Source organism: Corynebacterium lactis RW2-5 (genome assembly GCF_001274895.1).
Taxonomy (GTDB): Bacteria; Actinomycetota; Actinomycetes; order Mycobacteriales; family Mycobacteriaceae; genus Corynebacterium; species Corynebacterium lactis.
Genome location: NZ_CP006841.1, coordinates 2,083,344 through 2,110,290 on the forward strand (window position 1 = coordinate 2,083,344; position 26,947 = coordinate 2,110,290).

19 protein-coding genes, 1 tRNA gene, 1 other RNA gene and 1 pseudogene are annotated in these 26,947 nt (G+C 61.0%); 9 read left to right on the plus strand and 13 right to left on the minus strand.

Annotated elements, in window-relative coordinates; all coding sequences use genetic code 11:
• Positions 1 to 497 precede the first annotated feature (497 nt).
• Positions 498 to 1,262: a relaxase domain-containing protein gene (locus CLAC_RS09125; protein WP_053412640.1), complete on the plus strand. Its 765-nt coding sequence runs from the start codon at positions 498 to 500 to the stop codon at positions 1,260 to 1,262.
• Between the two features lie 119 nt (positions 1,263 to 1,381).
• On the opposite strand, the pseudogene CLAC_RS13195 reads toward CLAC_RS09125, so the two are convergent.
• The 3 genes and pseudogenes from CLAC_RS13195 to CLAC_RS09135 form a co-directional block, all read right to left on the minus strand.
• Positions 1,382 to 1,609: pseudogene (locus tag CLAC_RS13195) on the minus strand (terminase gpP N-terminus-related DNA-binding protein); the annotation flags it as partial.
• Positions 1,610 to 1,809: 200 nt separating this feature from the next.
• Positions 1,810 to 1,883: transfer RNA gene (locus CLAC_RS09130), tRNA-Met, on the minus strand.
• A 146-nt stretch (positions 1,884 to 2,029) separates the two neighbouring features.
• Positions 2,030 to 5,020 (minus strand): UPF0182 family protein, encoded by a 2,991-nt coding sequence (locus CLAC_RS09135; RefSeq protein ID WP_053412650.1) that lies wholly within the window; start codon positions 5,018 to 5,020, stop codon positions 2,030 to 2,032.
• A gap of 146 nt (positions 5,021 to 5,166) precedes the next feature.
• Between CLAC_RS09135 and CLAC_RS09140 the strand changes: the two genes are divergently transcribed.
• From CLAC_RS09140 to CLAC_RS09150, 3 genes are all read left to right on the plus strand, one after another.
• Positions 5,167 to 5,733: a PPA1309 family protein gene (locus tag CLAC_RS09140; protein ID WP_053412651.1), complete on the plus strand. Its 567-nt coding sequence runs from the start codon at positions 5,167 to 5,169 to the stop codon at positions 5,731 to 5,733.
• Positions 5,734 to 5,898: 165 nt separating this feature from the next.
• Entirely contained in the window at positions 5,899 to 6,738 is an 840-nt protein-coding gene (locus CLAC_RS09145; RefSeq protein ID WP_053412652.1) for a GDSL-type esterase/lipase family protein, read from the plus strand.
• Positions 6,739 to 6,906: 168 nt separating this feature from the next.
• Entirely contained in the window at positions 6,907 to 7,494 is a 588-nt protein-coding gene (locus tag CLAC_RS09150) for a DUF3887 domain-containing protein (protein ID WP_053412653.1), read from the plus strand.
• A gap of 105 nt (positions 7,495 to 7,599) precedes the next feature.
• Here CLAC_RS09150 and ssrA read toward each other — a convergent pair.
• Together ssrA and smpB are read right to left on the minus strand one after the other, a co-directional pair.
• Positions 7,600 to 7,983: a transfer-messenger RNA gene (ssrA, locus tag CLAC_RS12450) on the minus strand.
• A gap of 104 nt (positions 7,984 to 8,087) precedes the next feature.
• A complete protein-coding gene (gene smpB, locus CLAC_RS09155) occupies positions 8,088 to 8,591 on the minus strand; it encodes an SsrA-binding protein SmpB (RefSeq protein ID WP_053412654.1) in 504 nt (167 codons plus the stop codon).
• 168 nt (positions 8,592 to 8,759) lie between these two features.
• Here smpB and CLAC_RS09160 point away from each other — a divergent pair, with 168 nt between their 5' ends.
• The 3 genes from CLAC_RS09160 (at position 8,760) to CLAC_RS09170 (ending at position 12,308) form a co-directional block, all read left to right on the plus strand.
• Positions 8,760 to 10,418 (plus strand): AbgT family transporter, encoded by a 1,659-nt coding sequence (locus tag CLAC_RS09160; protein WP_053412655.1) that lies wholly within the window; start codon positions 8,760 to 8,762, stop codon positions 10,416 to 10,418.
• 169 nt (positions 10,419 to 10,587) lie between these two features.
• Entirely contained in the window at positions 10,588 to 11,352 is a 765-nt protein-coding gene (locus CLAC_RS09165) for an alpha/beta hydrolase family protein (RefSeq protein ID WP_053412656.1), read from the plus strand.
• A 23-nt stretch (positions 11,353 to 11,375) separates the two neighbouring features.
• The gene (locus tag CLAC_RS09170; RefSeq protein ID WP_245621853.1) at positions 11,376 to 12,308 is read left to right on the plus strand and encodes a cation diffusion facilitator family transporter; all 933 of its coding nucleotides are present in this window, start codon (positions 11,376 to 11,378) and stop codon (positions 12,306 to 12,308) included.
• A gap of 21 nt (positions 12,309 to 12,329) precedes the next feature.
• Here CLAC_RS09170 and CLAC_RS09175 read toward each other — a convergent pair whose 3' ends face one another.
• The 3 genes from CLAC_RS09175 to CLAC_RS09185 all read right to left on the minus strand — a co-directional run bounded on the left by CLAC_RS09175 (position 12,330) and on the right by CLAC_RS09185 (position 16,731).
• Positions 12,330 to 14,024, minus strand: a complete 1,695-nt coding sequence (locus tag CLAC_RS09175) for an AMP-binding protein (protein WP_053412658.1) — start codon at positions 14,022 to 14,024, stop codon at positions 12,330 to 12,332.
• 360 nt (positions 14,025 to 14,384) lie between these two features.
• Positions 14,385 to 16,193, minus strand: a complete 1,809-nt coding sequence (locus tag CLAC_RS09180; RefSeq protein ID WP_053412659.1) for an ABC-F family ATP-binding cassette domain-containing protein — start codon at positions 16,191 to 16,193, stop codon at positions 14,385 to 14,387.
• Positions 16,177 to 16,731, minus strand: a complete 555-nt coding sequence (locus tag CLAC_RS09185) for an NUDIX hydrolase (protein ID WP_082313302.1) — start codon at positions 16,729 to 16,731, stop codon at positions 16,177 to 16,179. Before CLAC_RS09185 ends, CLAC_RS09180 begins: the two co-directional genes overlap by 17 nt.
• Positions 16,732 to 16,875: 144 nt before the next feature.
• On the opposite strand from CLAC_RS09185, the gene CLAC_RS09190 reads away from it, so the two are divergent.
• The gene (locus tag CLAC_RS09190) at positions 16,876 to 18,894 is read left to right on the plus strand and encodes an acyltransferase family protein (protein ID WP_053412660.1); all 2,019 of its coding nucleotides are present in this window, start codon (positions 16,876 to 16,878) and stop codon (positions 18,892 to 18,894) included.
• Here the strand turns inward: CLAC_RS09190 and rsmA are convergent.
• The 4 genes from rsmA to metG all read right to left on the minus strand — a co-directional run bounded on the left by rsmA (position 18,891) and on the right by metG (position 23,848).
• Positions 18,891 to 19,772, minus strand: a complete 882-nt coding sequence (gene rsmA, locus CLAC_RS09195; protein WP_053412661.1) for a 16S rRNA (adenine(1518)-N(6)/adenine(1519)-N(6))-dimethyltransferase RsmA — start codon at positions 19,770 to 19,772, stop codon at positions 18,891 to 18,893. The genes CLAC_RS09190 and rsmA overlap by 4 nt on opposite strands.
• Positions 19,773 to 19,801: 29 nt before the next feature.
• Positions 19,802 to 20,941: a resuscitation-promoting factor gene (locus CLAC_RS13060; protein WP_053413380.1), complete on the minus strand. Its 1,140-nt coding sequence runs from the start codon at positions 20,939 to 20,941 to the stop codon at positions 19,802 to 19,804.
• A 219-nt stretch (positions 20,942 to 21,160) separates the two neighbouring features.
• Positions 21,161 to 21,991 (minus strand): TatD family hydrolase, encoded by an 831-nt coding sequence (locus tag CLAC_RS09205; protein WP_053412662.1) that lies wholly within the window; start codon positions 21,989 to 21,991, stop codon positions 21,161 to 21,163.
• Between the two features lie 24 nt (positions 21,992 to 22,015).
• A complete protein-coding gene (gene metG, locus CLAC_RS09210) occupies positions 22,016 to 23,848 on the minus strand; it encodes a methionine--tRNA ligase (protein ID WP_053412663.1) in 1,833 nt (610 codons plus the stop codon).
• Between the two features lie 58 nt (positions 23,849 to 23,906).
• On the opposite strand from metG, the gene CLAC_RS09215 reads away from it, so the two are divergent.
• Entirely contained in the window at positions 23,907 to 25,130 is a 1,224-nt protein-coding gene (locus CLAC_RS09215; RefSeq protein WP_053412664.1) for an aminodeoxychorismate synthase component I, read from the plus strand.
• A gap of 12 nt (positions 25,131 to 25,142) precedes the next feature.
• Here the strand turns inward: CLAC_RS09215 and CLAC_RS09220 are convergent, their stop codons facing one another.
• Positions 25,143 to 26,849, minus strand: a complete 1,707-nt coding sequence (locus tag CLAC_RS09220; RefSeq protein WP_082313304.1) for a BCCT family transporter — start codon at positions 26,847 to 26,849, stop codon at positions 25,143 to 25,145.
• Positions 26,850 to 26,947 lie beyond the last annotated feature (98 nt).

Consider the following 26,947-nt stretch of genomic DNA (forward strand, 5'->3'; position numbering starts at 1 on the left):
GGCCATTCTTGTCGTCCCACTCTCCGACAATCCGATAGCCGTCTCCCCCGCCTGACATAAAGGCTGTTCTAGCACCACGTAGAAGTAATTCCGAACTTAACGAATCTTCTGAGACCGGCAGTCCTTCAATGCTTCCAAAATCCGTTACCTCCGAAGATGCCTCAGCGATCGGAGCATGAACCATCATTGCGCCGAATGCGACCAAAGCAATGATGCCTAGTCTTTTCCTCATTTGAGCACTTTCTCTCGTGTACTAACTTCGAAGATCTGTGCTTAAGCATATCCACCAAGTCACTATCAGTACATGCCTTACCGTTCTTGTGGTGTTTTTCACATTGCTCCTAAAGAGCAACACACCTCTGGCAGATATACATCTGCGACTTCTTGTGGGTGACCTGCGTGAACATAGGCGGGTGCCGAAACGCCCAAGGTCGTCATCGTTCGGAAGGCAAAAGTAGGTCTTAACTTTTCGCCGCATCATTCCTAACCTCTGGCCCATGATGTCGATTCGAGTGGTCAATGCAGGCGATGGGTACGCCTATCTGCTGCGCAATGTGGCAACCTCCGACGTCGACACCTCCGTCGGAACTCGACTCGGTGACTACTACCAGGAAACCGGAACCCCACCCGGGCGGTGGTTCGGCCGAGGAATCGCCGGACTGCATTCAACGGTCGTCACTGACGGCTCTGTCGTGGACAAGGAGCACATGGCGGCCCTCTACGGTGAGGGGCTACACCCGGAGGCAGATGCGAAAATCGCTGCCGGTGCCGCCATTGCTGATGTCCAGTTGGGCCGAGCGTATCCGATTTACAATGGCGGCGACGAGGTCCTGGCTGAGATCGCCAAGCGCGAAAAGCAGTTCCGCTATGAGCACGGTCGGCGCCCTGACACCGACGAGCGCAACACCATCGCCGTTGACGCCGCCAGGGCTCAGTACGCGGCAGCAACCGGATTTGATCACGCGTCGCCACGGGAGATTTTGGCGTGGGTCAATGAGAAAAAGAACTCAGTGCGGCAGGCAACCGCTGGCTTTGACCTGACATTTTCCCCAGCAAAATCCATCAGCGTGCTGTGGGCACTTGGCGATGAGGACACCCGGAAAACGATTGAATCGGTCCATGCCAAGTGCGTCAACGACACATTGGACTGGGTTGATAAGACGGCTCTTCGCACTCGGTGTGAGCTAACCCGGGATGACGCTGACGTCTTTTTTACAAGTTCCAGCTCCTTTTCCAAAACAGCCTTGTCAACAAGCAGTTGAGCCATTTGCTTTTTCAATTCTGCAGGATCATCGGCTAATGATTTCTCGAATGCTGCTCGGGTGGGCATGCGAGTGTGCTCTTTGCGTTCTCTTTTCGACATCAAACCCCATTTTCCCTCTTCACGGTGGCGTTGTGCCCAAGAATAGACACTCATCTTTGAGCGCAGCCCGCATTCCACAGCAATGTCAGCTGGCCTCCAACCAGCGTTGAAGAGCTCAACAGCACGAAGCTTGACCTCAAACGGGTAGCGGGTCAATGTATTTGACTGTTTGCGGGGGTCGACCAGGTTTGGCGGGTTCACGCAACCATTTGTACAGCGTCCATCGCCCTGGATAACCAAGTTCACGGACGGCCTTGGTCACCGATTGAGTGCGCTTGTAAACCTGCAGAGCTCTGCGTCGCTGCTCCTTGGTGTATGAGCGGTTCATGATGGAATCCTCCAAGATTCCGTCCGCATCCCCTTTTGTCCTTTAACCCTCCCCCGTCGCGTTCCTCAGACGCAAGAAACCCCCGATTCGCTTTCGCGAACCGAGGGTTCCAACTTAGTGGCGGGGGCAGGATTCGAACCTACGACCTCTGGGTTATGAGCCCAGCGAGCTACCGAGCTGCTCCACCCCGCGTCAACTGCCTAGCACTCTTTCGAGCACTTACAGCGGGTGCTGGCCGCTTCCGACCAACGAGAAGAAACTTTAACACGACTTGCCGAAAAAACACCAATCCCCAGCTCATAAGCGGTTTTGCTACGAACTGGGGATCAATGACAGACCTACTGCCCGTTGGACTTCTGGTAATCGGCAGCAGCCTTATCCAGCTCCGCCAGCGCCTGCCCCTGGGCAGCGTAGTCCCCGGACTTCTGGGCGTCGGAAAGCTTCTTTAGAGCGTCGGAGATGCGGCCGGCGGCCTGGTCGCGTGCGACGACATCGACCTTGCGCTCCTCCGCGGGGGCAGCCTGCTCAGAGTCCTTGGAGTCGGCAGGCTTGTTCTCGTCCGTCTTCTTATCCGCGCCCGCGTCCTCCTCACCACGAACCTTGGTCACGGCGGCCGGATCGATGCCGACCTGGCGCAGCGCCTCGGCGACCGTAGCGCCGTAGCCAACCTGGCCTCGATAGGAAACGAGGATACGAAGCAACTTAGGGAAGGCTGTCGCCTGCTCCTTGCGCTCGGTGTATACCGGCTCAACGTAGAGGATCTCTCCGTCGCCGACGGGGAGCGTCAGCAGGTTACCGTTGGTGACCTTGTTGGTGCCCTCCAGCAGCGTGCGATCCTGGGCGACCTTGTCCGCACTCATCATGGTGTCCTGCGCCTGGCGCGGACCCATTGTCTGGGTATTCGTCGGCAGCGCCCGGATGGTGATCTGGCCGTAGGTCTCCGGATCGGAGGACACGGCCATATGAGCGGTGAGGAACTCGCGCTCGAGGCCTCGGTAGGCGGAAATCAGCTGGAAGCTGGGCTTACCTGTCTTCGGGTCAGATGCCACGACGTAGTACGGCGGCTGCGAGAGCTTCTGCGACTCGGGTGCGGTCGGGTCGGACGGGACAGACCAGAAGGAGTCGTTCGCGAAGAAGACGCCCGGGTCATCCACGTGGTACTTCGCCATGAGTTCGCGCTGAACCTTGAACAAATCCTCCGGGTAGCGCAGGTGCTCACTCAGCTCCTTGGAGATTTCCTTCTTCGGCTTGACGACGCCCGGGTAGACGCCCTCCCAAGCCTTGAGCACGGGGTCGGACTCATCGAATTCATAGAGCTCCACGGTGCCGTCGTAGGCATCGACAGTGGCCTTCACCGAGTTGCGGATGTAGGCGACCTCACTGTTCGGAAGCGGGCGCGGGGTACCGTCCGGGTTCACCGAGTCCTGGGTCGTCTGCTGCAGGCTCATACGCTGCGAGTACGGCATCTTGCTCAGGGTGGTGTAGCCATCGACAATCCACTTCATGCGGCCATCGACCACGGCCGGGTAGGTCTTGGTGTCAGTGGTCAGCCAGGGGGCGACCTTCTGCACACGGTCGCGGGGATCACGGTTGTAGACGATCTTGGATTCCGGACCGATGCGGTCGGACAGCAGGATGTTCAGCTCCTGGTAGCGGGTCGCGAACATCGCACGAGCAAAGATATTGCCCACACCCACGCCGCCGGTGCCGTCATAGGTGAAGTTACGGCCATCGGCGTCGTACTCGGAGTCCTTGCCGTCACCATTGCCGCCGACGATGGCGTAATCGGCGTCGGAGTTGGCGATTACGGGACCGAAGTAGATGCGCGGCTGCTTCAGGTTCAGGTTCATACCGTTCGGATCCTCGGACTCGAACAGGTCCGCCACCGTGTAGAGCGGGTAACCGCCGCGGGTGGAGCCGGACTCGGAGGCAACCTCATCGACGCGGTTCGCGGGGGCGGCGACGAATCCGTTGCCGTGCGTGTACACGGTGTGCCGGTTAATCCAGTCGTTCTGGTTGCCTTGAAGCGTGCGGGGGTTGAGCTCGCGGGCCGCGACGACGAAGTCGCGGGTCTGGCCGTCGACCTCGTAGCGGTCAATCGCCAGCGGGTCGGAGAAACCGTAGAAGTTCTTCAGCTGGCGCTGCTGCGTGAAAGTACGAGGAAGGACCTCCGGATCCAGGATGCGGATGTTATTCAGGGTCGCACTGTCACGGGAGATGGAGTTAGCGCCCTCCTCCGCGGCTTTCTTGTCGCCCTCCTTTTCCACGGGCACGCCCCAGTCGCGCTCGATGGCCACCTTGTCGTCGGTCAGACCGTAGTGGTAGCGAGTCGACTCGATGTTGCGAGCGATGTACTCGCGCTCCTTGGTCGCGCGGTTCGGATTGACGGAGAACTGCTCGACCGCCAGCGGCCAGGCAACACCAATAAGTCCCGCAGAAACCAGCATCAGCACGGTAGCGAACGCGGGGATAGAGAGGTTGCGCAGGAATATTGCCGCGAAGAAGGCAGCAGCCACGACAATCGCGATGACCAGCAGCGTGATCTTCGCCGGCAGCAGGGCGTTGATGTCGGTGTAGGAACCGCCGGTGAATGTCTGCTGCTTGTTGTTGAGCAGCTCGTAGCGATCGAGCCAATAGGACGCAGCCTTGAGCAGCATGAACACGCCGGCCCAGGAGGCCAGCTGCGCCCGGGCGGCACCCGAGACGCGGGTCTTCTCACCCGTCATCGGATTGCCCGCGCGGATACCGCCGAGGAAGTAATGTGTCACCAGCGAGATGAGAAACGCAACGACGACGATCAGAACAAGGGTCGAAACAATGAAGGACCATAGTGGCAGCTGGAAGGCGTAGAAGCCCAGATCTTTGCCGTATTGCGGGTCAGCCTTACCGAAGGACTGCCGGTTCAAGAAGAGCTGTACGATTTGCCAATTGCCCTGCCCAACCAGTCCACCGAGGATTCCGAAAATCAGCGGCAACACGACGAGGACCGACTTAGATCCTGACTCCGCCATCCGTCGATAAGCAGCCTGCGGACTGCGCGGGTCCATCATTCCCAGGTCTGCGGGTCGAGCGCGCCATGCAAACCACATCGATGCGAAGGTCAACGCCGCGGTGATTAGCCCCACGACGATGAAGAGGATGATCCTCGTGACCCAGGTCGTCGCGAAAACGCTGCGGAATCCGACCTCTCCGAACCACTGGAAGTCCGCGTAGAGGTTGACCAGGATTGGGATAACAAAGCTGAGGACGGCGATTGCCATAATTGTTATGGCAAGCCATCCGGGGCGGCCATTGCCCGCCTTGGGCGGCCGGGTCGCGTTGAAAGACAACGTCTCTCCTATTCAATTGGGTGACGCAAGCTGGGGATAACGAGCGTTCAACCGGGGAGTCGATTTTGGGTTGTTCCTCATCTACTCTAAATAAAGTTTTTGAGAATTGACTATGACCTTCGGTCACCCCCTGAAAGTAGGCACATATGGGCACACTCGATCACACCACCCAGCAGGCTCTCAACCGCGCAGTCCGAGAGACCGTCGAGTATGTCCACGCCGAGGGATGGGACCGCTCCCCTAGCCTGTTCGCACTGGTCCCCACCGCCGCGCTTGCCGACGCCCTGGATTCCGACGTCCTGGATAGTTCGCCGCTAACGGTAATTGCACAGGATCCTCTCCCCGAAGGCATCGACGGCGGAAGCCCCGAACTGGCAGACTTTATTGCCCGCACGAGCTGGCCCAGCGGTGTCGTCGGCGCGGTACTTGCGCAAGAAGTACTCATCGTCTCGCCGGAACACGAAGAGATTATCGACGGCGCATCGCTGGACGAAATTAGGGCACATGCCAACGGGAGGGTGGCGCGGCAAGCTCGCCTTTTCACGGGAGTAATTTCAGACGGTCCGAACCTCACACTGATTCAGCCGCGCCCCACAGAAGCTGAGCTCGAAGCCGCTGGCCCCTTTGCGGAAGATGATATTGAGCTGAGAGACGGCGCAGGCCTTGCTAGCGGTGTAACCCATGCGCTTTATGGGACATTTGATGCGAATTAGCACTATTGGGGCTAAGGTTGTGAGTTAACGCCGGTTGACATTGCTGGCAAAACCGAGTTGTATAACAGAGTGATAAAGACGCGCCGACTAAGCGTCTTCTTAGTATTTAGTGCAGACCCCGCTCCGAGGAACGCACTCTGAGTCTTTTCAAGAGGTTTATAAATAATGCAGAAGAACGTTGTTCGTCGCGCCACAGTACCGGTTGCCGCCGCAGCAGCCATGGTCACTTCCCTTCTCTCCGGAGGCGTCGCCAACGCACTGCCGGCAGGCAAGTACGTGGCCTTCGGAGACTCTTTCCCGGCAAACCCAGGCCAGATGGATCCGGCAGTCCCGGGTCGCGGCGGCTGCCCGGTCTCTTCCTCGAATATCGGCAAGCACGTTGCCGAACAGGCCGGACTGGAGCTGCACGACTACTCTTGCAACGGAACCACCGTCTTCATTCCAAACCAGCCGCAAAAGTCCGTCATCGGCCAGGTCGACAATGCGATTGCACAGGGCTCCCTAGGCCCCGACACCCAACTGGCCACCTTCTTTGTCGGCGCAAATGACACTATGCAGGCTTCCATCCTGCCGGTTCCACTGCAGGATGACCTCTACGTCAAGAACCTGACCGAAGCAATCCGCAAGGCACAGGCAGTTGCACCACAGGCCCGCATCATGGTCATTGGCTACCCGGCCTTCACCTCTGCAGATGAGACTCACTACGCCTGCCCAATTAACGCCAACGGGTTTGCGCCCCACATTCCTGCCAGCCTGCTGCACACCGTCGAGATGAACCTCCAGAATCGCCAGCAGCGTGCCGCTGCCGAGACCGGCGTCGGCTTTGTCAACCTGAAGGAAGTTTCTCACATCGATGTCGCAATGTGTGGCAAAGACGGCGAGCGCCAGGTCTCCGCAATCCTGGATTCCGACACCGCTTCCTACAACATGACCAACCACCCAACCTTCCACGGTTCCCAGGTCATGGGTACCACCATCGCCAACGTTTACAAGAGCACTTTCTAATCACGGGCTCTAGCTCCGCACCCTTTCCGAAATTACGCCATCAGCCTGATTGCCGGTGGCGTTTTTGCGTGCTTGTAAGCCGATTGCCGAGCCACTACCCGACAAGCACCAACCCCAGAGTGTCAACTATTAGTTGACGCTAGCGTCAACCCGTGGTTGACTGCAGGCATGGATCCATTGACAACTATCCGCCACCGCCTTCAGGCGGTAAACATCGCCGAATACGAACTAGAGGATGCCGTTGCCCATGCGCGCTCGGCAGGCCATTCGTGGGCAGACATTGGCAGAGCCCTCAATATCTCCCGCCAGGCAGCCTTCAAGCGATTCGGCAGTGTCCACGACCCTATTTCAGGAGAGGTTATGACAGCAGCCCCGACGCCGCATATTGCCAAACTTGGCGAGAAGTTTTTGCGCCACATCATCAACGGAGAAGAAGCTGACACCATGGGCATGATTCTGCCTAAGCTTCGCAAGAATCTACCTTGGTCTACCATTTCCGAGGTCTGGAAGGACGTACTGACCGAAACTGGCGAGTTCGAATCCTTCGAAGACACTCAGGTCACCAGCCTGAAGGGAACCCGGAGCCACGAACCGCTTTACTCGAAGCTCCAGTCCAAGATCCTCGGTACCTGCGTCGTCATCTCAACACTCAAGCACGAAGCCGGAGAGTGGATGGCTCGAGTGGCATTCGACAGGAATGGAAATGTCATCGGCTTACTCATCCTACCGACCGATGCCACAGATTTTCCCTTCTAATCCCCACCCCAGGAAAAGGCATATCGGCTAATCCGCCCAGCCTTCAACAAAAACACGAGCGCGCAGACTAGAAAATCCCTGGTCAAACGACCAGGGATTTTCCAATTGTGGAGCTGCCGGGAATTGAACCCGGGTCCACCGCCAACTTGCCAGGGCTTCTCCGTGCGCAGTTCGCGCATTCGCCTCTACTCGGCCCTTCGGCTCAGGCAAACATGTCCGAATGACGGGCCCAGCCACAAGTAAGAAGATCCCCTGTGAGCCTTGCGGCACACTCACCGGGCGAGCCCTTTTTAGTCGATGCCAGGGTCCGGGCCAAAGGGCAGACCCGGTCTGACAGACACGCTAGTCGCTATTAGGCAGCGAGAGCGTAGTCGCGCTGAGTGTTCTCGGCGCTTAATCAGTTGCTACGACGCTTCAAACGGTGGTCTCTAGCCTGCACCGGCACGCTTCCCCTGGCTCACTGCACGGTGTCGAAACCATATCAGCCCCTTGCAGTTTCCCTCGGGCGCGGGATTGTGCTCTCACCCGATGGATTTCTTAGCGTATCGCTTGCCGACGGTCCCAGTCAAAAGGCCACGCAAGTCGCTCCGCCTCTACCCCTTGATCCCCTTGACGCGGCGGCCCAGCTCTCGGGTTGCCTCACGCTCCTCGGTGCGACGCTTGATGTCCTGACGCTTGTCGTAGTCCTGCTTACCGCGGGCGAGCGCGAGTTCAACCTTCAGCCGGCCATCGGTGAAGTAGAGCTTCATAGGCACAAGTGTGTTGTTGCCGTCTCTCACCTTGCCCCACAGGGAGTCAATCTCACGGCGATGCAGCAGGAGTTTCCGGCTCCGCCGGGGCGAGTGGTTCGTCCACGATCCGTACGAATATTCCGGGATGTGAAGGCCTCGCAGCCACACTTCACCATCGTCGATTGTGGCGAAGGCGTCGTTAAGCGATGCCTTGCCCTCGCGCAGGGCCTTGACCTCGGTGCCGACGAGGACCACGCCGCACTCGTAGGTGTCGAGAATGTTGTAGTCATGGCGGGCACGCCGATTAGTGGCCACCACCGAATTGTTGGCGCTGACCTTTTCCTTTTTCGACTTCTTCTTGCCCATAACGTCGCTAACTCTAGCTAAGAACGCGCCGGCGAAACAAACATCCGCAGGCAAAGTTCGGAGGCTGACGGGAAATCCACAAAGCAGCCGATTCACAGCGTTCCTTTGTGACTTACTTAACTTTCCCCTACTCTTTTAGCCACAACTAACAAAAAGGGGTTTAGAGAAATGTCCACATCAACCACCGCGACCGACGCAGATCAAAACCGGCCGAGTCCACCGCATCAGTCGCCCAAAGGATTCCTCGCAACGCTGGAGCGCATCGGCAACGCGCTGCCGAACCCGTTCTGGCTCTTCGTCATCCTGGCGGGTGTTGTCATCGTCTCCTCCTGGATCGGCGCCGCGGCGGGCATGCAGGCAAAGGACCCGTCCTCGGGAGAGATGATCAAGGTCGAAAACCTTGCCACCTCCGAGTACCTGCAAAAGATGATCTCCGAGGCAGTCACGAACTTCACTGAGTTCGCGCCCGTAGGCCTGATTTTGGTCTGCATGCTGGGTGTGGCAATTGCGGAGTACTCGGGCTTCATCGGCTCGGCAATCCGCGCGGCAATCGCGAAGGTGCACTCCCCCGTCCTGCTGACGTTCATTGTCGCGCTCGCGGGTGTCACCGGCTCTATCGCGTCCGACGCCGTCTACGTCATCCTCATCCCGCTGGGCGCAGCCTCTTTCGCGGCGGTCGGCAGGAACCCAATTGTGGGCGCGATGGTCGCCTTCGCGGCGTCTTCCGCGGGCTTCAACTCCTCCCTGGTGCTGAACATCACTGACGTGCTGCTGGCGGGCATCTCCACTCACGCCGCACAGTTCGTCGACCCCGAATACGTGGTCTCACCGCTGGCGAACTACTTCTTCACCATGGCCTCAGCCATTGTCTTGGCGCTGATTATCACGGCCGTAACGGAGCTCTTCATCACCAAGCACGTCGAGAAGACTATCCACGACGATCACATCGACCATGAGGCAGCCGAGTTCACCAAGCCCGGCGGGAGCGAGAAAGAAGCCACCGAAAACGCCAAAGATGCCGAGCGCAGCTTCGGAAAAGAATCTTCCACCGGACGCGACAAGCTAAGGCTCTCCAACGATGAGCGCCGCGGCCTGCGATTCGGCAACACTGCCGCGGTCCTCTTCCTCGCCGCCTGGTTCGCCGCCCTGTTCATTCCGGGCTCGCCACTGCGCGGTGAGGGCGACGGCATCCTGAACTCGGTCCTGCTTACCGACGTCGTTGTCTCCATTGCCCTTTTCTTCGCCGTGACCGGCATCGCCTACGGCCTGGGCGCGAAGACCATCACGTCCTCAGCGGACGTGCCGGCCTTCATGGAGCGCGGCCTGGGCACCCTGACCACGATGATGGTTCTCTTCTTCGCAGTCGCGCAGTTCACGGCCTACTTCAAGTGGTCTAATATCGGCCAGTGGACCGCCATTAAAGGTGCGGAATTTTTAACCAAGGCGGACCTGCCGCCGCTGCTGCTCTTCGCCGCCTTCGTGCTGATGGTCGCGGTACTGAACCTGCTGATCACGTCGGGGTCCGCGCAGTGGGCTCTGATGGCGCCGGTCGTGGTGCCGATGCTGATGTACGTCCAGGTCACCCCGGAGGTCTCCCAGCAGCTGTTCCGTATCGGAGATTCCCCGACGAACATCATCACGCCGATGTCGCCGTACTTCGCGCTGGCACTGACCTTCCTGCAGAAGTACTACAAGCCGGCGGGTGTCGGCACCCTGATGTCCCTGGCAATTCCGTACTCGATCTGCATGCTGGTCGGCTGGTTCCTGTTCTTCGTCGTCTGGTACCTTGCGGGAATTCCGCTCGGTCCGGGAGCGCCGGTGCGCTAATTTAAGGTGCGCTAGCTCACACAGGAGTACTCAATGCGGGATTGGTCGATTTTTCGGCCAATCCCTCACTTGTCTGTACCGATCACGCTTAGTATTGCCTACGGTCACCCAGACACCGGGGCGAAAATACAGAGCGAAATTTTTTCACACAAAGAGGCGCTAGAAGTCAATGCCAACGAAACATCTGACCTTTGCGGGATCCACCGGCGAAACCCTCGCCGCTTCCATCGATCTGCCGGAGGGGAAGCCCCGCGCGTGGGCGCTTTTCGGGCACTGTTTTACTTGCAACCGTATGGTTCCGGGAGCCTCTCGCACCTGCAAGGCCCTTGCGAAGAAGGGCGTCGCCGCGTTCAGGTTTGACTTCACCGGACTGGGCCAGTCCACCGGCGACTTCGGCGAGACCACTTTCCAGACCAACATCGACGACCTCAAGGCCGCCTACGCATTCATGGAGGCCGAGCTTGAGGCCCCGTCGTTGCTCGTCGGCCACTCCCTGGGCGGCGCCGCCGTGCTCAATGCCGGCCGCGAGATGCCCGCGGTGAAGGCAGTCGCGACGATGGGCGCCCCCTTCGACCCGGCGCACTCCATCGTTCGCATCGCCGGCGATATCTCCACCGTCGATGAGCACGGCACCCAGGTCCTGCAGATTGAGGGCCGCGGTATTCCGATTTCCCGCGAGTTCCTCGAGGTCCTCGCGGACTACAACCCGGAGGAGTACATCGGCCGGCTGCGCAAGCCCCTGCTCATCCTCCACTCCCCGACCGACCAGACCGTCGGCATCGACAGCGCGCAGAAGATTTTCCAGGTCTCCCGCTACCCGAAGTCGCTGATGAGCCTGGACCGCGCAGACCACCTGCTCACCCGGGCTAAGTCCGCAGCTCGCGCCGCCGACCTCATTTACGCCTGGGCCGACGCGTACCTTCCGGAGGCCTAACCGCCGCCTATAGGATTGAGGCCGTGGAAGGACACGGTCACCATTCTCATCACCACCATCATCACCACCCCGCCAGCTTGCCGACGCGCCGCCTGCTGTCCGTCGCCGCACTGACCCTGGCGGTGTTCCTCGCCGAGCTGGTCGGCGGGCTCATCTCCGGGTCGCTGGCCCTGCTCGCAGACGCGGGCCACATGGTCACAGACTCGGCGGGCCTCGTCATGGCCCTCGTCGCGATGCTGATCGGCAAACGCGCCCCGGACCAACGCACCACCTACGGATATCGCCGCGTGGAGGTACTCACAGCGCTAGCCAACGGGCTGACCGTCTTCTTAATCGCCGGTTTCATCCTGTGGTCGGCGGTGCAGCGGTTCGGTTCCGCAGAGCAGTCTCACATCCAGACGACGCAGATGCTCGCCATCGCGGTCATCGGCCTCGTCACTAACGTGGTCGCCGCGATCGTGCTGGCTGCTCCCTCGCGGGAAAGCGTCAACGTCCGAGGCGCCTACCTCCACGTCCTCGTTGATGCGGCAGGCTCCGTCGCCGTTATCGTCTCAGCGCTGATTATCGCCGCGACCGGTTGGACTGCCGTCGACTCCGTAGTGTCCATCATCATTGCGCTCGTCCTCGTCCCCCGCGCGTGGCAGCTTATCCGCGAGTGCCTGGACATCCTGCTCGAGCGCACGCCCCGCGGCATCGACACCGCCGCGATCACCGCCGACTTAGGCGCGCTCGACGGCGTGATCGAGGTCCACGACCTGCACATTTGGACGCTATCTGGCACAGACGCGATGGCGTCGGCCCATCTCGTGATCGCGGAGGAATTGTCGTCGGGAAGCGAGCACACGCTCCTCGACCGCGCCCAACTTCTGCTTCACGACGCCTACGGCATCGAACATGCAACTGTGCAGATAGAAAAAGCCGGGCACTCCGATCACGAGTACCCGGCCCACGGCTAGCGCACGAATCAGCGCAAGGGGCTAGTGCTTGCCCAGCATTGCGTCAATCTCACGGGGAACGACCTTGCCGACTGCGTTGCGCGGCAGCTTGTCCACGAAGATGACCTTGTCCGGCACCGAGTGGTCCGCGAGGTTTTCACGGACGTACTTCTGCAAGTACTCCTGGGTCAGGTCCTCGCTCACCTTCGAGCCCGAACGAACGACGTAGAGGTAGAGGTCGGCGATGATTTCGTCATTCTGGACGCCGCGACAGTAGCAGTCGGCGATGCCCGGCAGGCCGCCAACGAGCTCTTCGACCTCGCGGGGGAAGACGTTCTCGCCGCCCTTGATGACCATGTCATCGCTGCGGCCACTGATGTAGAGGTACCCCTCTCTGTCGAGGTAACCGCGGTCGCCAATCTCGAAGAGGCCGTCGATGGTGTTGAACTTGTCCTCCGGGTTGAGGTAACCGGTGAAGCTGGAGTCCTCGCAGGCGAAGATACGACCGACCTCGCCAGCTGGGAGCTCCTTACCGTTGTCATCGTAGATACGGACAATTGCGCTCATCGCCGGGCGGCCCGCGGAATCCGGGCGCATGGTCAAGTCCTGGCCGGTGGCAATCGAGGTCAAGCCTGCCTCGGTGGAGCCGTAGAAGTTGCAGACGACGGGACCGAAGCGGTGGGTCAGCGCACGCACCAGCCATGCCGGGATGGCATTGCCCGAGGAGACGATGAACTTGAACGGGCCCAGCTTGTAGACCGGGTTGTCATCCAGCTCGTCCTTGAACTGGCGCAGGAAGAACGCCGCGGAGATGATGCCGTTGACGCCGTACTGCTGGCACTGCTGCGCCATCGTCTTGCCGTCGAACTGGCGCATGGTGACAATAGTCGCGCCGGTGCCGAAGGCGATCAGGACATTCGCCCAGCCCCAGGCATGGAACATCGACGCGGACTGGTGGACGACCATGTTGCGGCGCCACGGGATGCGCTCACAGATAGCGCCGACGGAGTTCGGCAACTTCGGCTCGTCGCGCAGGACGCCCTTCGGCAGGCCAGTGGTTCCGGAGGACATGATGATGATGCGGCCCTGCTCCGGCTTGAACTCGAAGTCGTCGAAGGTGCCGTTGTTGTTCTCCTTCGCGAGGTCCTCCATGAACAGCCAGTGAGACGGAACCTTGTTGCGGGTCTCCGGGTCACTGACGTGAGTAATCACGACGTTGAGGTCCTTGCGGTCCTTCGGGATGCGGTCGATGAACTCATCATCGATGAACATGAAGGAAACGTCGTTCTGCTCGACAATGCCGTCGACCTGCGCCTCGGAGGAGCCGACGTTCATCAGCATAATCTCGGAGCCGATCAGGCCCTTAACCGCCATCGGGACAATGATGCCGCGGCCGTTGCGAGCGATGATGCCGAACTTCGTGTCGCGGCTCATGCCGCGGGCCATCAGGGCCAACGCCACACGGGTGCACATTTCATCGAGCTCGCGGTAGGTCAGCTCGCCGTCATCATCGACCAGGGCCAGACGGTCCGGGTAGCGCTGTGCGTCCACGTGGACGAGGCTACCGACGGCGAAGCGCCAACGGTAGAGGGAGCGCAGCATTTCCAGCGATCCCTTGGGGTTATGCGGGAGCGGGAAGTAAAAGGCACCCGTCTTCAGCAGCGGCGGGACTGTCCTTAGGAAAGCCTTCAGCTGAAATGCGAGTGGCAAGCGCGGAGGCTGAGCCGAATTCGACATACCGGAAAAATCCTCTTCTCACAGTGTTCCTCGGCGCTGCAACCCCTTAGATGGGGTAAATCTTACGGCGTAGAACATGCAAATCTTTGCGAACAATTATTATCCCCCGCCACCTTGCCTGTAGACCTCCGTCCACCCCTTTTAATCCGGATGAACACTGATAAAAACTGTGTAGTGCAGCATTTTTGAGACACAAACGCAACATGAACGGGATAAAACAGTGATAACTTTACACCCGGCGGCACTATTTTCACATCTTTTACTCAGATTCCCGGCTTAATCACTAAAGCGTTTTAGCTTTACATCCGCCCAAACGTCTACCCCCCGAAACAAGCAACACCTAATCTAAATCGGAAATTGCTATCCCTCGAGCTGCTCGCCGAGTTCCAGCCATTCCATCTCCAGCTGCGTCCTTTCCTCGGCAACCTCGCCAGCCCGGCGATCGAAGTCCGCCAACTTCTGGGTATCCAGGTTCGAGATATCAGCGCTCGCCTCAGCCATCTGCGCATGCAGCTCACTTTCCTGCTGAGCCAGCTTCGACATCTTCCGCTCCAAGGCACTCATCTTCTTGCGCAAGGCATGCGACTCCGCGGCCGAGAGCTTCGGCGCTTCTGTCTCGGCATGCCTCTGCACACCTGCCGACTGAGCACCGGTTAGCTGCGAGGCAGCCAGCTGCGCGCGACGCTCAAGGTACTGGCCAATCCCGCCGGGCAGGTTGGTCAGCTTCCCATCGCCAAAGAGAGCCCAGGTAGAGTCGGCAATCCTTTCAATCAGGTAGCGGTCGTGGGAAATCACAACCAAGGTTCCCGGCCAGCTATCGAGGAGGTCCTCGAGCTCCTGCAGCGTATCGATATCGAGGTCGTTCGTGGGCTCGTCGAGAAGCAAAAAGTTGGGCTCGCGCATCAGCACACGGGTGAGCTGGAGGCGGCGGCGCTCACCGCCCGACAGATCCGCGATTGGCGTGCGCTGCCGCTTCGGGGAAAAGCCCAGGCGCTCCGCTAGCTGCGAGGCGCTGATTTGCTTCTTGCCCACCTCGATGTAGGTGGCGACGTCCTCTACCGCCTCGAGAACCCGCATATCCAGCGGCAGGTCGTCCAGCTCCTGACGCAGCCAGCCCAGCCGCACCGTCTTGCCCTCTACTCGGCGACCGCCGCTCAGCTTGTAATCGCCGGCCAGGGCGCGGAGCAGAGTCGTCTTACCGGAACCGTTAACACCGACGAGACCAATGCGCTCGCCGGGGGCCAAACGCCAGGTGGCATCCTCCAGAAGAGTGCGCCCATCCGGGGTTTTGAGCTCCGCATTTTCCAATTCGACTACAACTTTGCCCTGCCTCCGCTTGGCAAAAGACATCAGCTCCACAGAATCGCGCGGGGCTGGGACATCGGAGATCAGAGCCTCTGCGGCCTCGATACGGTAACGCGGCTTCGAGGTACGCGCGGGTGCGCCGCGACGCAGCCACGCCAGCTCCTTGCGGGCCAAATTCTGGCGCCGCTGCTCCGCGGCATCGGCCTGGCGAGCGCGCTCGGCGCGGGCGAAGGTCCAGTCGTTGTAGCCACCGTCGAACATATCGACCGCGCCATCGTGGACCTCCCAAGTCCGCGTCGCGACGGTGTCCAAAAACCAACGATCGTGAGTAACCACGACCAGCGCGGTACGACGCGAAAGCACGTGGTCAGCCAACCACTGCACGCCCTCGATATCCAGGTGGTTAGTCGGCTCATCGAGAATCAGGAGGTCAAGGTCGCGAACCAGGGCTGCAGCCAGATTTACGCGGCGGCGCTCGCCACCGGAGAGGCTACCCACCCGGGTGTCCATTCCGAGGTCGTTGATACCAATTCCCGCGAGAACCTCGCGAATTTTCGCACTGCCCGCCCACTCGTGCTCCGCAAGCCCCAACGGCGCGATAACGCACTCGAACACCGTCGCATCCGGATCCAGTTCGGCTCCCTGCGTGACATGGGCCATCCGCAAATCGTTCGCTCGCGAGATACGACCAGAATCAGCCGGCTCAACGCCGGCCAGTATCTTCAGCAGCGTCGACTTTCCCCCACCGTTGAAACCGACGACACCAATTCGGTCGCCGTCCTGGACTCCGAGGCTGACCCCGTCCAGCAGGGTCTTCAGGCCGAAGGACTTCGAAATATTCTCGCAATTAATCAGATTCGCCATGATGAGTATTAATTGTGCCCCAATCGACGTCGGCAAGCACACGTCGGATGTACCAGACGACGGGCAGCTCATCGAACTGCTCACGGGTGGCCCAGCAGAAGTTCGGATGCTCGTCGCTAAGCCGCACGGCCGCGGTGTCATCGGATTCGACGGCGCGGTACGTCACGGTGTGGAAGCGGAAGTCGTCACCTTGAACGTCCGGGTTGGAGTAATGAGCCAGCTCGACGACCTCCGCCGCCTCGAGGCCCGCTTCCTCGCGCAGCTCTCGCCTCGCCGCTTCGTCGGGTTCCTCACCCGGGTCCAGCTTCCCGCCCGGCAAATCCCACTGTCCACCGAGAAAGCCCTCGGGGTCGCGCTGCAGGAGAAGCACGCGCCCCTGCCGGATAACCACGCAGTTGCAGACCCAGCCGTCGGCGGCAGGCCAAAAATCCAACGCCGCCTTGCCGTAAGGCTCCAAGCGCCCAGTCAGACGACCCCACTGGTCGCGAGGCAGGCTGGTGTCCTGCCCCCTCGCTCCATTCCTGTTGTTGCCATCCATGCGCTTCGCCTTAATTAGTACTAATTTTTACTCGTTCATTATCGCGCAGAAATTCGAACTGAATATCCTTCACTAATTCGTGTTTCTTTGGTTAAAATTCTTCCCGCTGCATTTTTTCATCAAAAGAAAGTCCCCGGCCTCATCATGCCCCGCCCTACAAAGCACCCCGACCGGTACGTCCCGGCCCTCGACGGGTTGCGCACAATCGCTGTGACCCTTGTAGTCCTCTACCATCTCGGTGTTCCGGGCTTTGGCGGCGGGCTGATGGGCGTAGCCGTCTTCTTCACTCTTTCTGGATACCTCATCACCACCAACCTGGTGAGCACCAAACTGCGCCACGGGACTTTCCGTCTGGGGACCTTCTGGTTCCGCCGCTTCAGGAGGCTTTTGCCAGCTGTCATCACGACGCTAGTCGCGGTCCTCTTCCTCACCGTGGCCTTCGACTCGGGCTCGCTCGGCACGCGCGCGGCACAGGCGCTCTCCGCCCTGTTCTACGTCAACAACTGGCACACAATTGCCGCGGGCAACTCCTACTTCGACCAGTTCGCCGGGTTAGGCCCGCTGGACCACATGTGGTCGCTGTCTATTGAGGAGCAGTTCTACATCTTCTGGCCCCTTCTCCTCGTCGTGCTCTTCGCGCTGCTCCGGGGCCGCAGGCGCATCGTGACCGCGACCTTGGCACTGACGGCCACATCCTTTGCGTTGATGTGGTGGCTCGCCGCAGGCGGCACCGATCACACTCGCATCTACGAGGGCACTGACACTCGCGCCGGCGGCCTGCTCCTCGGCGCAGCGTTGGCCATTTCGCTCGTTTTCCGACGACACCAGGGCAAAACCGCGGTCGCGGGCAAGGCCTCGGCCCTGGTAATCGGGCTAGTTGGCATGGCCGGGATATTCGGGCTTTCGATTGCGACAACCCAAAACGGCATCTTTCTCTACCAGGGAGGCCTGGCGCTCGTGACCGTGTGCACGGTCCTCGTGATCGTGGCGGCTCTCAGTATCGACGGCCCCTTCGCCAAGGTTTTGGGCGCCGCCCCTCTACGCTGGATTGGCGAACGCTCCTACGGCATCTACCTGTGGCACTTACCGATTATCGCGTTTCTCCCCCGCACTTGGCTGCCCGGCGCGGCAGCAAACGCCTGGGTGGCATGGGGCACCGCCCTACTCGTGTGTGGCATATCGGTTCTCCTCGCCGCTATCAGCTGGCGCATCCTGGAAGATCCGATCCGCAGACACGGCATTGTGGAGCCAATCCGCACCTATTGGCGTGCCCGTCGGCACGAAGTCGCACCGGCGCCGCGCCAGCACATGGGCGCGTTCCCCGCGGCCTGCACCGTGTCGATGCTCGCCCTTCTGCTCATCGGTGTACCAGTTTTAGCCGGAGGCGGCTCCTACGGCGCTAACGCCGGAACGAAGCCCGGTGGATCCCCGGCCATGGAACTGCCAAAAAATGCGGCCGCGGGCCAGAAGGCGACGAAGAAGGCCCCGAAGTCCGAGACTATGCGCTGCACGACGGTCATCCACGTAGGCGACTCCACCTCGATCGGGCTCTTCGACACCGGGCAGCTGCCCGAAGGGGCCGACTCCGGATTCCAGACCTACCTCAACCACGGTGCCGACGAAGTCGTGGACAGCGTCTTTGGCGCCCGCGCCACAGCGCAGGGGTACGAGGAATACCCTTCGGCAATTACCTCGGTCAGCGAACTATTGGCCATGGGCCAGGACCCCGACACCTGCTGGGTCATCGCGACGGGAGTCAACGACGCCGCGAATTACGCCGCCCTGCCCGACTACGGGTACGAACAGAATCCGGACGAAATCAAAGGAAATATCAAGGCCATGCTCGATCTCCTAGACGGGTACAAGGTCATGTGGAACACAGTCGGCACCTACCAGCCCGGCAACCCCTACTACGACGACTCCAACATGCAGCTTTTCAACAAGCTTCTTCGTGAGGCCGCCGACGACTACGACAACGTCGCGATTTGGGACTGGGCGGCCGAAGTGGCCGAGTACCCAGACTGGTTCATCCCCGGAGACGGCACGCACTTCATCCCAGAGGGCAATGCCCAGCGGGCCGAGCGCTTCGCCGCTGCCCTATCGAACGCCTTCCCCGAAAACGGCACCGGAAATTCCCCTGCCGCGAAAGTCGTGTCCAGCTAGGCGGTATCGCCCGCCTGGACCAGGCGAACAAAGTCCTCGATAGTCAGCTTCTCGCCGCGTAGCTTCGGATCAATCCCGGCCGCAACGAGAGCTTCCTCCGCGAGCGCCCCGGAACCGTAAACGCCGGATAGAGCCGCCCGCAACGTTTTGCGACGCTGGGCGAAGGCGGCGTCGATAAGCGGCCAGAGGCGAGCCCGGAACTCGGGCGAAATCTCCCAGGGGGCCTCCCCCGCCTCCGGAGTGCCGTAGCAGTCGATGCGGACCAAACCGGAGTCCACCTTCGGTACGGGCCAGAACACATGGGGGCCTATGGCGCCGGCGCGGCGCACCTTGCCGTAATAGGAGGCCTTTACGCTGGGTACCCCGTAAATCTTGGAACCAGGTTGCGCGGCCAACCGGTCGGCGACCTCCGACTGCACCATCACCAGTACACGGCGGATAGTGGGCAGCTCGGCAAGCATATGCAGCAGCACCGGCACAGATACGTTATAGGGCAGGTTCGCGACCAGCGCGTCCGGGTCCTGCGGGAAGTCTTCGCGAGCGACAGTGAGCGCGTCCTTGTTGACCAGGTGCAGGTCCGTTCCGGCGGCGCGCTCGGAAACAGTCTGTGGCAGCCGCGCTGCCAGGCGAGAATCGATCTCGACGGCGGCGGCCCTACCGCACTGCTCCAACAGCCCCAGGGTCAGAGAGCCGAGGCCTGGGCCGACCTCGACCGGGTAGGAATCCTCGGCGAGGTCTGCGGCCGCGACGATGCGGCGGACCGTGTTGGCATCGTGGACGAAGTTCTGCCCGAGCTTCTTGGTCGGGACAATATCCAACTCGGCGGCCAGCTCGCGAACCTCGACAGGCCCGAGGAAAGAAACGTCAGCTCTAGTCACAACTAGTTAGTTTAGGCGACGGCGCGGGGTTAGCGAATCCCCATCGACGCGGTGCACGCCGGCCATGCTCCCCAGCCCTGACCAGCCTGGACGCGCTCGGCAACGGCAATCTGCTGCTCGCGGGATGCCTGAGAAGCACGCGGGGCGTACTCGGTACCGCCGTAGGCTGCCCAGGTGGAATCGGTGAATTGCAGGCCGCCGGAGAATCCGTTGCCGGAATCGATCGCCCAATTGCCGCCGGACTCACACTGAGCCAGCTGGTCCCACACGCCGTAGCCTGCGGCGGGAGCCTCGACGCGCGACTTGGTGCCCTGGCGAATAATCGAGGTACCCGGCGCCTTCAGCTCGGTTTCCTTGACGACATCGCGGGCGAGCTCCTGGCCGTCGCGGGAGGTGATCTTGACCGTCATTTCCTTCTCACCGGCCTCGCCCTCCTGCTCGACGACCCGCTCGTCTTCGAACATGCTCTCGTCCTCGATGACCTGTTCCAGCGGCGCAACCTCGGCGCGCTCGGTGACGGTCTTTTCGATTAGGCGGGAGACGACGACGTGAAGCCCCTCGGTCAGCGGGGTCTCCGGTGCCGGGGTAACGGTGTCGTCGGCGCCCAGCTCGATGCCGCGCTGCTTCAGCAGCTCACCGACGTTAAGAGCTGCCACGGTCATCGGGGTGTCCTTGGCATCGTCCGTGAGGACGACGTTCTTCGCGCGGGTAATCTCCAGCTTCAGGCCTTCGGCCGGGATCTTACCGTTCGGAGCCTTTACTCGGTCCTGGGCCCCAACGGACTTGTCGGCGTTCAGCGCGTCCAGCAGCTCGTCGACGGTGATCGCGTTGGTCTTAACCTCACGCTCCTGACCGTCGACCACTAGCGTGACCGGCTTAGCGGAGCGGTAGACCAGCTTTCCGCCATCTGCGGGGTCGCCCTGACGCTCAACTACATCGCCCTGGGCGACGGTAACGCCGGCCTTTTCCAGGATACTGTTGTCGCTGTCCGACCAGGAAGAAACCTGCTGAACCTTGCCGTCAATTTCGACGGTCATGGTGTCGTAGGACGCCGCAGCAACGGTGCCACCGGTTGCAAGGGCAGCTACAAGAGTCCCTGCGGCAACCTTGGAGGTGGTGGACAGTCCGCCACCGGCACGGTTCAGATAACGCTTCTTTGCAGCACTCACTTGGAAAATCACAGCCTTTCCGAGGTTCTCAAGGGGCCCGCCACACCCCCTAGAAAAAATCTCGGGCGGGCAACACTTGAAGTAACGATACGGTAAAGAAACTGTGATGTCTAAACATTTCCTGAAAAAGTGACAATCACTACAGGATTCTGTTGCACCTGTTAATAGAAGTTTCTTCCGTGGCGCTTTTGGCTCGCCTTTGGCTATGGCGCAATTTGCCTAAAGTGAGATGCCGTAGACGCGGGCGGCATTATCACTCAAAATCCGCGACATCTCCTCGGCCCCGATACCACGCGCCTCGGCCATCGCGCGGGCCTGCCAACCAATGAAGGTGGACTCGTTCCTCGCACCGCGGAAGGGCTCCGCGGTCATGTACGGAGCGTCAGTCTCAACAAGCAACTGCTCTGCGGGAGCCTCAGACACCGCCTGCCGCAGCTCCTCGTTGCGCTTGAACGTCACATTGCCGGTAAAACTCAAGATGTAGCCGCGCCCGAGCGCCTCGCGCGCAACCTCGATAGACGAAGAAAAGCAGTGCAAAATCACCGTGTTGCCGTAGCCGTCCAATGCGGCCATGAGCTCTTCGTCAGCGTCTCGGTTGTGAATCATCAATGGCTTGCCGACGCTTTCCGCCAAGTCCATGTGCCAGCGCAGCGCGGACAGTTGCTCCTCTTTAGAGGCGCAGCCGTCCAGGGAGTCGAGCCAGTACCAATCGAGCCCCGTCTCGCCGATGGCGACGACACGCTCATCCGCGGCCATCTCGGCCAGCCGGGCCTTGGCGGCGTCGTCAAGCTCATTGGCACGGGTCGGGTGGATGGCGGCGGCGGCCCAGACGCGCGGGTGCGAGTGGGCTGCGGCGAAGGCGAGCTCGGTCTCCGGCATGCCGTCGCCGACCGTGCACACGCCGACCACGCCAGCGGCCGCGGCGCGGTCCATTAGGGCGGCGATTTCCTCCGGCTCGCGAGCGCCGCAGGAAGCCAGGTGGGTGTGGGCGTCAAACAGCGGGGTGACAAACTCCGCCGGCTCAGCGACCTTGCGCTTCTTCTTCGCCATGCATGCCTTTCCGATTGCTCCCGTTTAGTCCTTCTTGACCTGCGCCCACTCAGGGCCGTTCTCGGCGAGATCCGCATCCAGCTTCGCGAAGATGGGCTTCGGCTTGGAAAGCGGCGTTCCGGGCTCCATATCGAAGCGGCGCCAGGCGGCCTTCTGGTTGACGTAGTCGCCCATGATTACCGGGTAGGTGCGCCCGGCCTCCGGGATACCGACGCCGACCGGCTCGACAGGCATATCGTCTTCGACCTCGCGGACCTCAGGCATGGCAGCCCAGATACCCTCGCCGCCGAGGGTCTCGAAGACCTTCTGCGCAGACGAAGGTAGGTAGGGGGTCAGCATCACGTTGGCATCGCTGACGATCTGCAGCGCGGTCCACAGCACGGTAGCCAGGCGCTCGCGCTGGGACTCGTCCTTGGCCAGCTTCCAGGGCTCCTGTGCCGCGATGTAGGCGTTAGCCTCGCCGACCAGGTGCATGGCAGCGGTGATGCCGGCGCGGAAACGCGAATGCGCCAGGGCCTCGCCGGCCTCCGTGAAGGTGCGGTCGGCCAGGTCGAGCAGCGCGCGGTCTGCGTCGGTGATCTCCCCCGGGGTCGGAACTTCCTTGAAGTTCTTGTACGCCATGGACACGGTGCGGTTAACCAGATTGCCCCAGGAGTTCGCCAGCTCGTTGTTGACGCGGCGGACGAACTCGTCCCAGGTGAAGTCGGTGTCCTGGTTCTCCGGTCCAGCGACCGCAATGAAGTAGCGCAGCGGATCCGGACCGAACTCGGCCAGGAAGTCCTTGACGTAGATGACAACGCCCTTGGAGGAGGAGAACTTCGAGCCTGACATGGTCAGATACTCCGAGGAGACAACCTCGGTAGGCAGCTTCAGCTTGCCATAGTCACCGGTCTGGCCGCCGCGCGCGCCCTCTCCGCGGTAGCCGAGCAGTTGCGCCGGCCAAATCTGGGAGTGGAAGGTGATGTTGTCCTTGCCCATGAAGTAGTAGGACGCGGCCTCCGGGTCGTTCCACCACTTGCGCCAGGCCTCCGGGTCACCGATGCGGTGCGCCCACTCAATGGAGGCAGACAGGTAACCAATGACGGCATCGAACCAGACGTAGAGCTTCTTCGCCCCGTTTTCCTCCCAGCCCTCGACCGGAATCGGGATACCCCAGTCGATGTCGCGGGTCATCGCGCGCGGGCGGATGTTCTCCAGGATGTTCAGGGAGAACTTCAACACGTTCGGGCGCCAGTCCTTGCGCTCCTTCAACCACTCCGTCAGGGCCTCTGCCAGCGCGGGCAGGTCCAGCAGGAAGTGCTCGGTCTCGACGAACTTCGGAGTCTCGCCGTTAATCTTCGACACCGGGTCGATCAGGTCGGCAGGGTCGAGCTGGTTGCCGCAGTTGTCACACTGGTCGCCGCGGGCGCCCGACGCACCGCAGATCGGGCAAGTTCCCTCGATGTAGCGGTCCGGCAGGGTACGCCCAGTCGACGGCGAAATCGCGCCCATCGTGGTCTCTTTGACCATGTAGCCGTTGTCGAAGAGACCTCGGAAGAGCTGCTGTACGACCTCATAGTGGTTGCGCGTGGTCGTGCGCGTGAACAGGTCATAGGAAAGACCCAGCCCGGCCAGGTCCTGGACGATCTGGCGGTTGTAGCGGTCCGCCAGCTCCTGGACGCTGACGCCCTCCTTCTCGGCCTGGACCAGAAGCGGCGTTCCGTGCTCGTCGGTTCCGGAGACCATCAGCACGTCATTGCCGATCATGCGCTGGTAGCGCGCGAAAACGTCCGAGGGGACGCCGAAACCTGCAACGTGGCCGATGTGGCGCGGGCCGTTCGCATACGGCCACGCGACTCCAGTAAAAATGCGAGACATGATTCTTAGGGTAATAGATGGATAGTCGCCCGGCCCACACGCACTACTGTTAAGGATTATGTCACCGTCCGCAGCCGCCCCCGCCCTAGAAGTTTTGCGCCACCTCATCGCGGCCGGGCACCGCCCCGCAGCTCTCATTGGCAACTGGTTCGGGCACCGGGCCGTCGTGGCCGCGGACGTAGAGATGACGCCATGCGCTCCCGCGGATCTCTTCGCCGCCCCCGCTCCTTGCGCAGGCGACCCGTGGAGCTTCGGCCACCGCCCCTACTCCGGCCGCGCCGCTCAGGGCGTCGCCGACTGCGTAGCCCTGCTTTCCGACGACGGCACCTGGTCGCTTTCCGGCCCCGCCTCTTCTAACGAGGCCGATCCTGCGCGGGGCGCGCTTCTGGAGGCAATCGCCGCTGCTGAATCCTCGGCAATGAACGAAGGCGAGGACGGGGCGGGCATCGTCAAGCTGGGCTGGGACGGCGGCGACCGCGCGAGCCACCGTCGGGCGGTGAATGACTGCAGGCAGGCCATTGCGGCGGGCGAGGTCTACCAGGCGTGTATCTCGACGCGGTTCCATGCTCAGCTGCCCAAAGGTGTCGAGCCTCTGGCGCACGCGGCCGGGTGGTTCTGCGAGCGGGCGCTACACTACCAGCCCGCGCGCGCGGCGTTTCTGCCGGGGAACCTCGATGCGGGCGTGCCAATTGTGGCCTCGCTGAGCCCGGAGGAGTTCCTCATCCGTTCGGGGCGACGCGTGTCGGAAACCCCGATTAAGGGCACAATCCCGCTGGATCGAGACCCCCGCGAGCTGCTGGCCAGTGACAAGGATGTCGCGGAGAACATCATGATTGTGGACCTGGTGCGCCACGACCTGGGCCAGGTTGCCGAGGTCGGAAGCGTCGAGGTCACTGACTTGCTCAGCGTCCGCCCGGCCCCCGGCGTGTGGCACCTTTTCTCTACCGTCGAGGCGCGGCTACCAGAGGGGCTATCTCACGCGGAGCTACTCGAGGCCTGCTTCCCTCCCGCTTCCGTCACCGGCACCCCGAAGATTCGCGCGGCGCAGCTAATCGAGCAGTGGGAACCGGTAGACCGCGGCGTCCACTGCGGGTGCATCGGGGCCGCTCACGGCGAGGATCTAGAGCTAAACGTTGCAATCCGGACCGCGGAATACGAAAGCGACCCGACCTCGGGTGAGGTTCGGGTCGCGGCGGGCGTCGGAGGCGGAATCACTATCGGCTCCGACGCCGATGCGGAGTGGGCCGAAATCGAGGCGAAAGCCACCCCACTACTCGAATAAAGGGGACGCGCCCTAATCCGCGTTCCCGCGAAGGGCACGCATCCTGCGGCGCTCCTTAGTCGCGGAAGCCTCGGCCAGGCGACGTTCGCGCGCCATTTTCAGCGCGAAGCGCCGTTGCTCCTTGTCATCTAGGTACATCGGGTCATCGGAAAGCCCCTTAACCAAGGCCAGCATCAGAGCGAGAATCACCAGCACGAACGGGCTCGCAGCCAAAATAGTGATGTTCTGTAGATTCGACAGAGCATCGCTGCCGCCGGTGACCAACAGAACAATCGCGATTAGAGCGGTGAAGACACCCCACATAGCAGTGACGGGACGAGATGCGGTGAGGCGACCCGACTGGCTCATCGTACCCATCACGGTCGAGGCGGAATCCGCCGAGGTAACGAAGAAGGTGGCCAGCAGAATCATCGCAATAGCCGAGGTGACAGCCGAAGCCGGAATTGTATCCAAGAGGTTAAACAGCTGGCTCTCGGCCTCTCCGTCGCCATAGATGGACGACCCCTGCTGCTCATGGGTAATCGCGGATCCGCCGAAGATGGAGAACCATACTGCGGAAACCAGCGAGGGAACCGCGACGACGGTGAACACGAACTCGCGAATCGTGCGACCACGGGAAATACGGGCAATGAACATACCCACGAACGGAGACCAGGACACCCACCATGCCCAGTAGAAGATGGTCCACGTTGACAGCCACTCTCCTGCAGTGCCATCAGCAGAGGCACTGGAGCGAGCGGCCATCTCGAAGAAGGAGTTGAGATAGGAACCAATCGAGGTCGGAATCAGGTTCAAAATCACGACGGTCGGGCCGAGTACCAGAACCAACAGCGCCAGGATGCCAGCCGCAACCATGTTGAAGTTCGAAATGTACTGAATACCCTTGCCGACGCCAGAGAGCGCGGAGACCAGAAACGCCGCGCCGAGGATGACAATGAGGCCAATCCACAGGGTCGTACCCTTAATCGCCTCGAACCCATTAATCTCAAGGCCTGCGGAAATTTGCAGTACGCCGACACCCAATGAGGCCGCAGTGCCGAAGACAGTGGCAAAGATAGCCAGCGCGTCGATTAGCTTTCCCAGCCACCCCTCTGCTCGGCGAGCACCAATAAGGGGAATGAACGCCGCGGATATCAACTGCTTGCGCCCCAGTCGATACGACGAGTAGGCGATAGCCAGGCCGACGATTGCGTAGAGGGACCACGGGTGCAACGTCCAGTGGAACATCGTCGAGGCCATGGCGGTGCCGACCTCCTTCGCGCGGTGCCCGGGGACACCGTCGCGGTAGAAGGACAGCGGCTCGGCGACACCGTAGAACATCAGGCCGATTCCCATGCCTGCGGCGAACATCATCGCGATCCAGCTCGGAGTGGAAAACTCCGGCGACTCGTTGTCCTTGCCCAGTCGGATGTGGCCAAATTTGGAAATCGCCACCGCAGCAATGAAGAAAACGAACACTGTTCCGGCGAGGATGAACAACCAACCGACATTATCGACGACCCACGTCAGAGATGTGGAGGCAAAGGATGAGAAACTCGACGGGCTAATCAAACCCCACATCACGATGGCGAGGATGGCAATGACCGCAGGCACGGTCACGCCGAGGTTCAGCGGCGCGGTTTCACCATCCGCCTGAGGCTCCGTCAGCGGGGAGTCGAGCACATCCGTCGCACCCGCTCCCTGTTCTGCTTGCGAATCTTTTTCTGGTGGATTTGTCATTCCTTTACCATGTCCAGGTTTGACCTGGCATTTCAAGTGAAATGAACAGGTTTTCTCAGCGAATACTCATTTTTCACGGTCCGGCCTTTCGCGTTTCC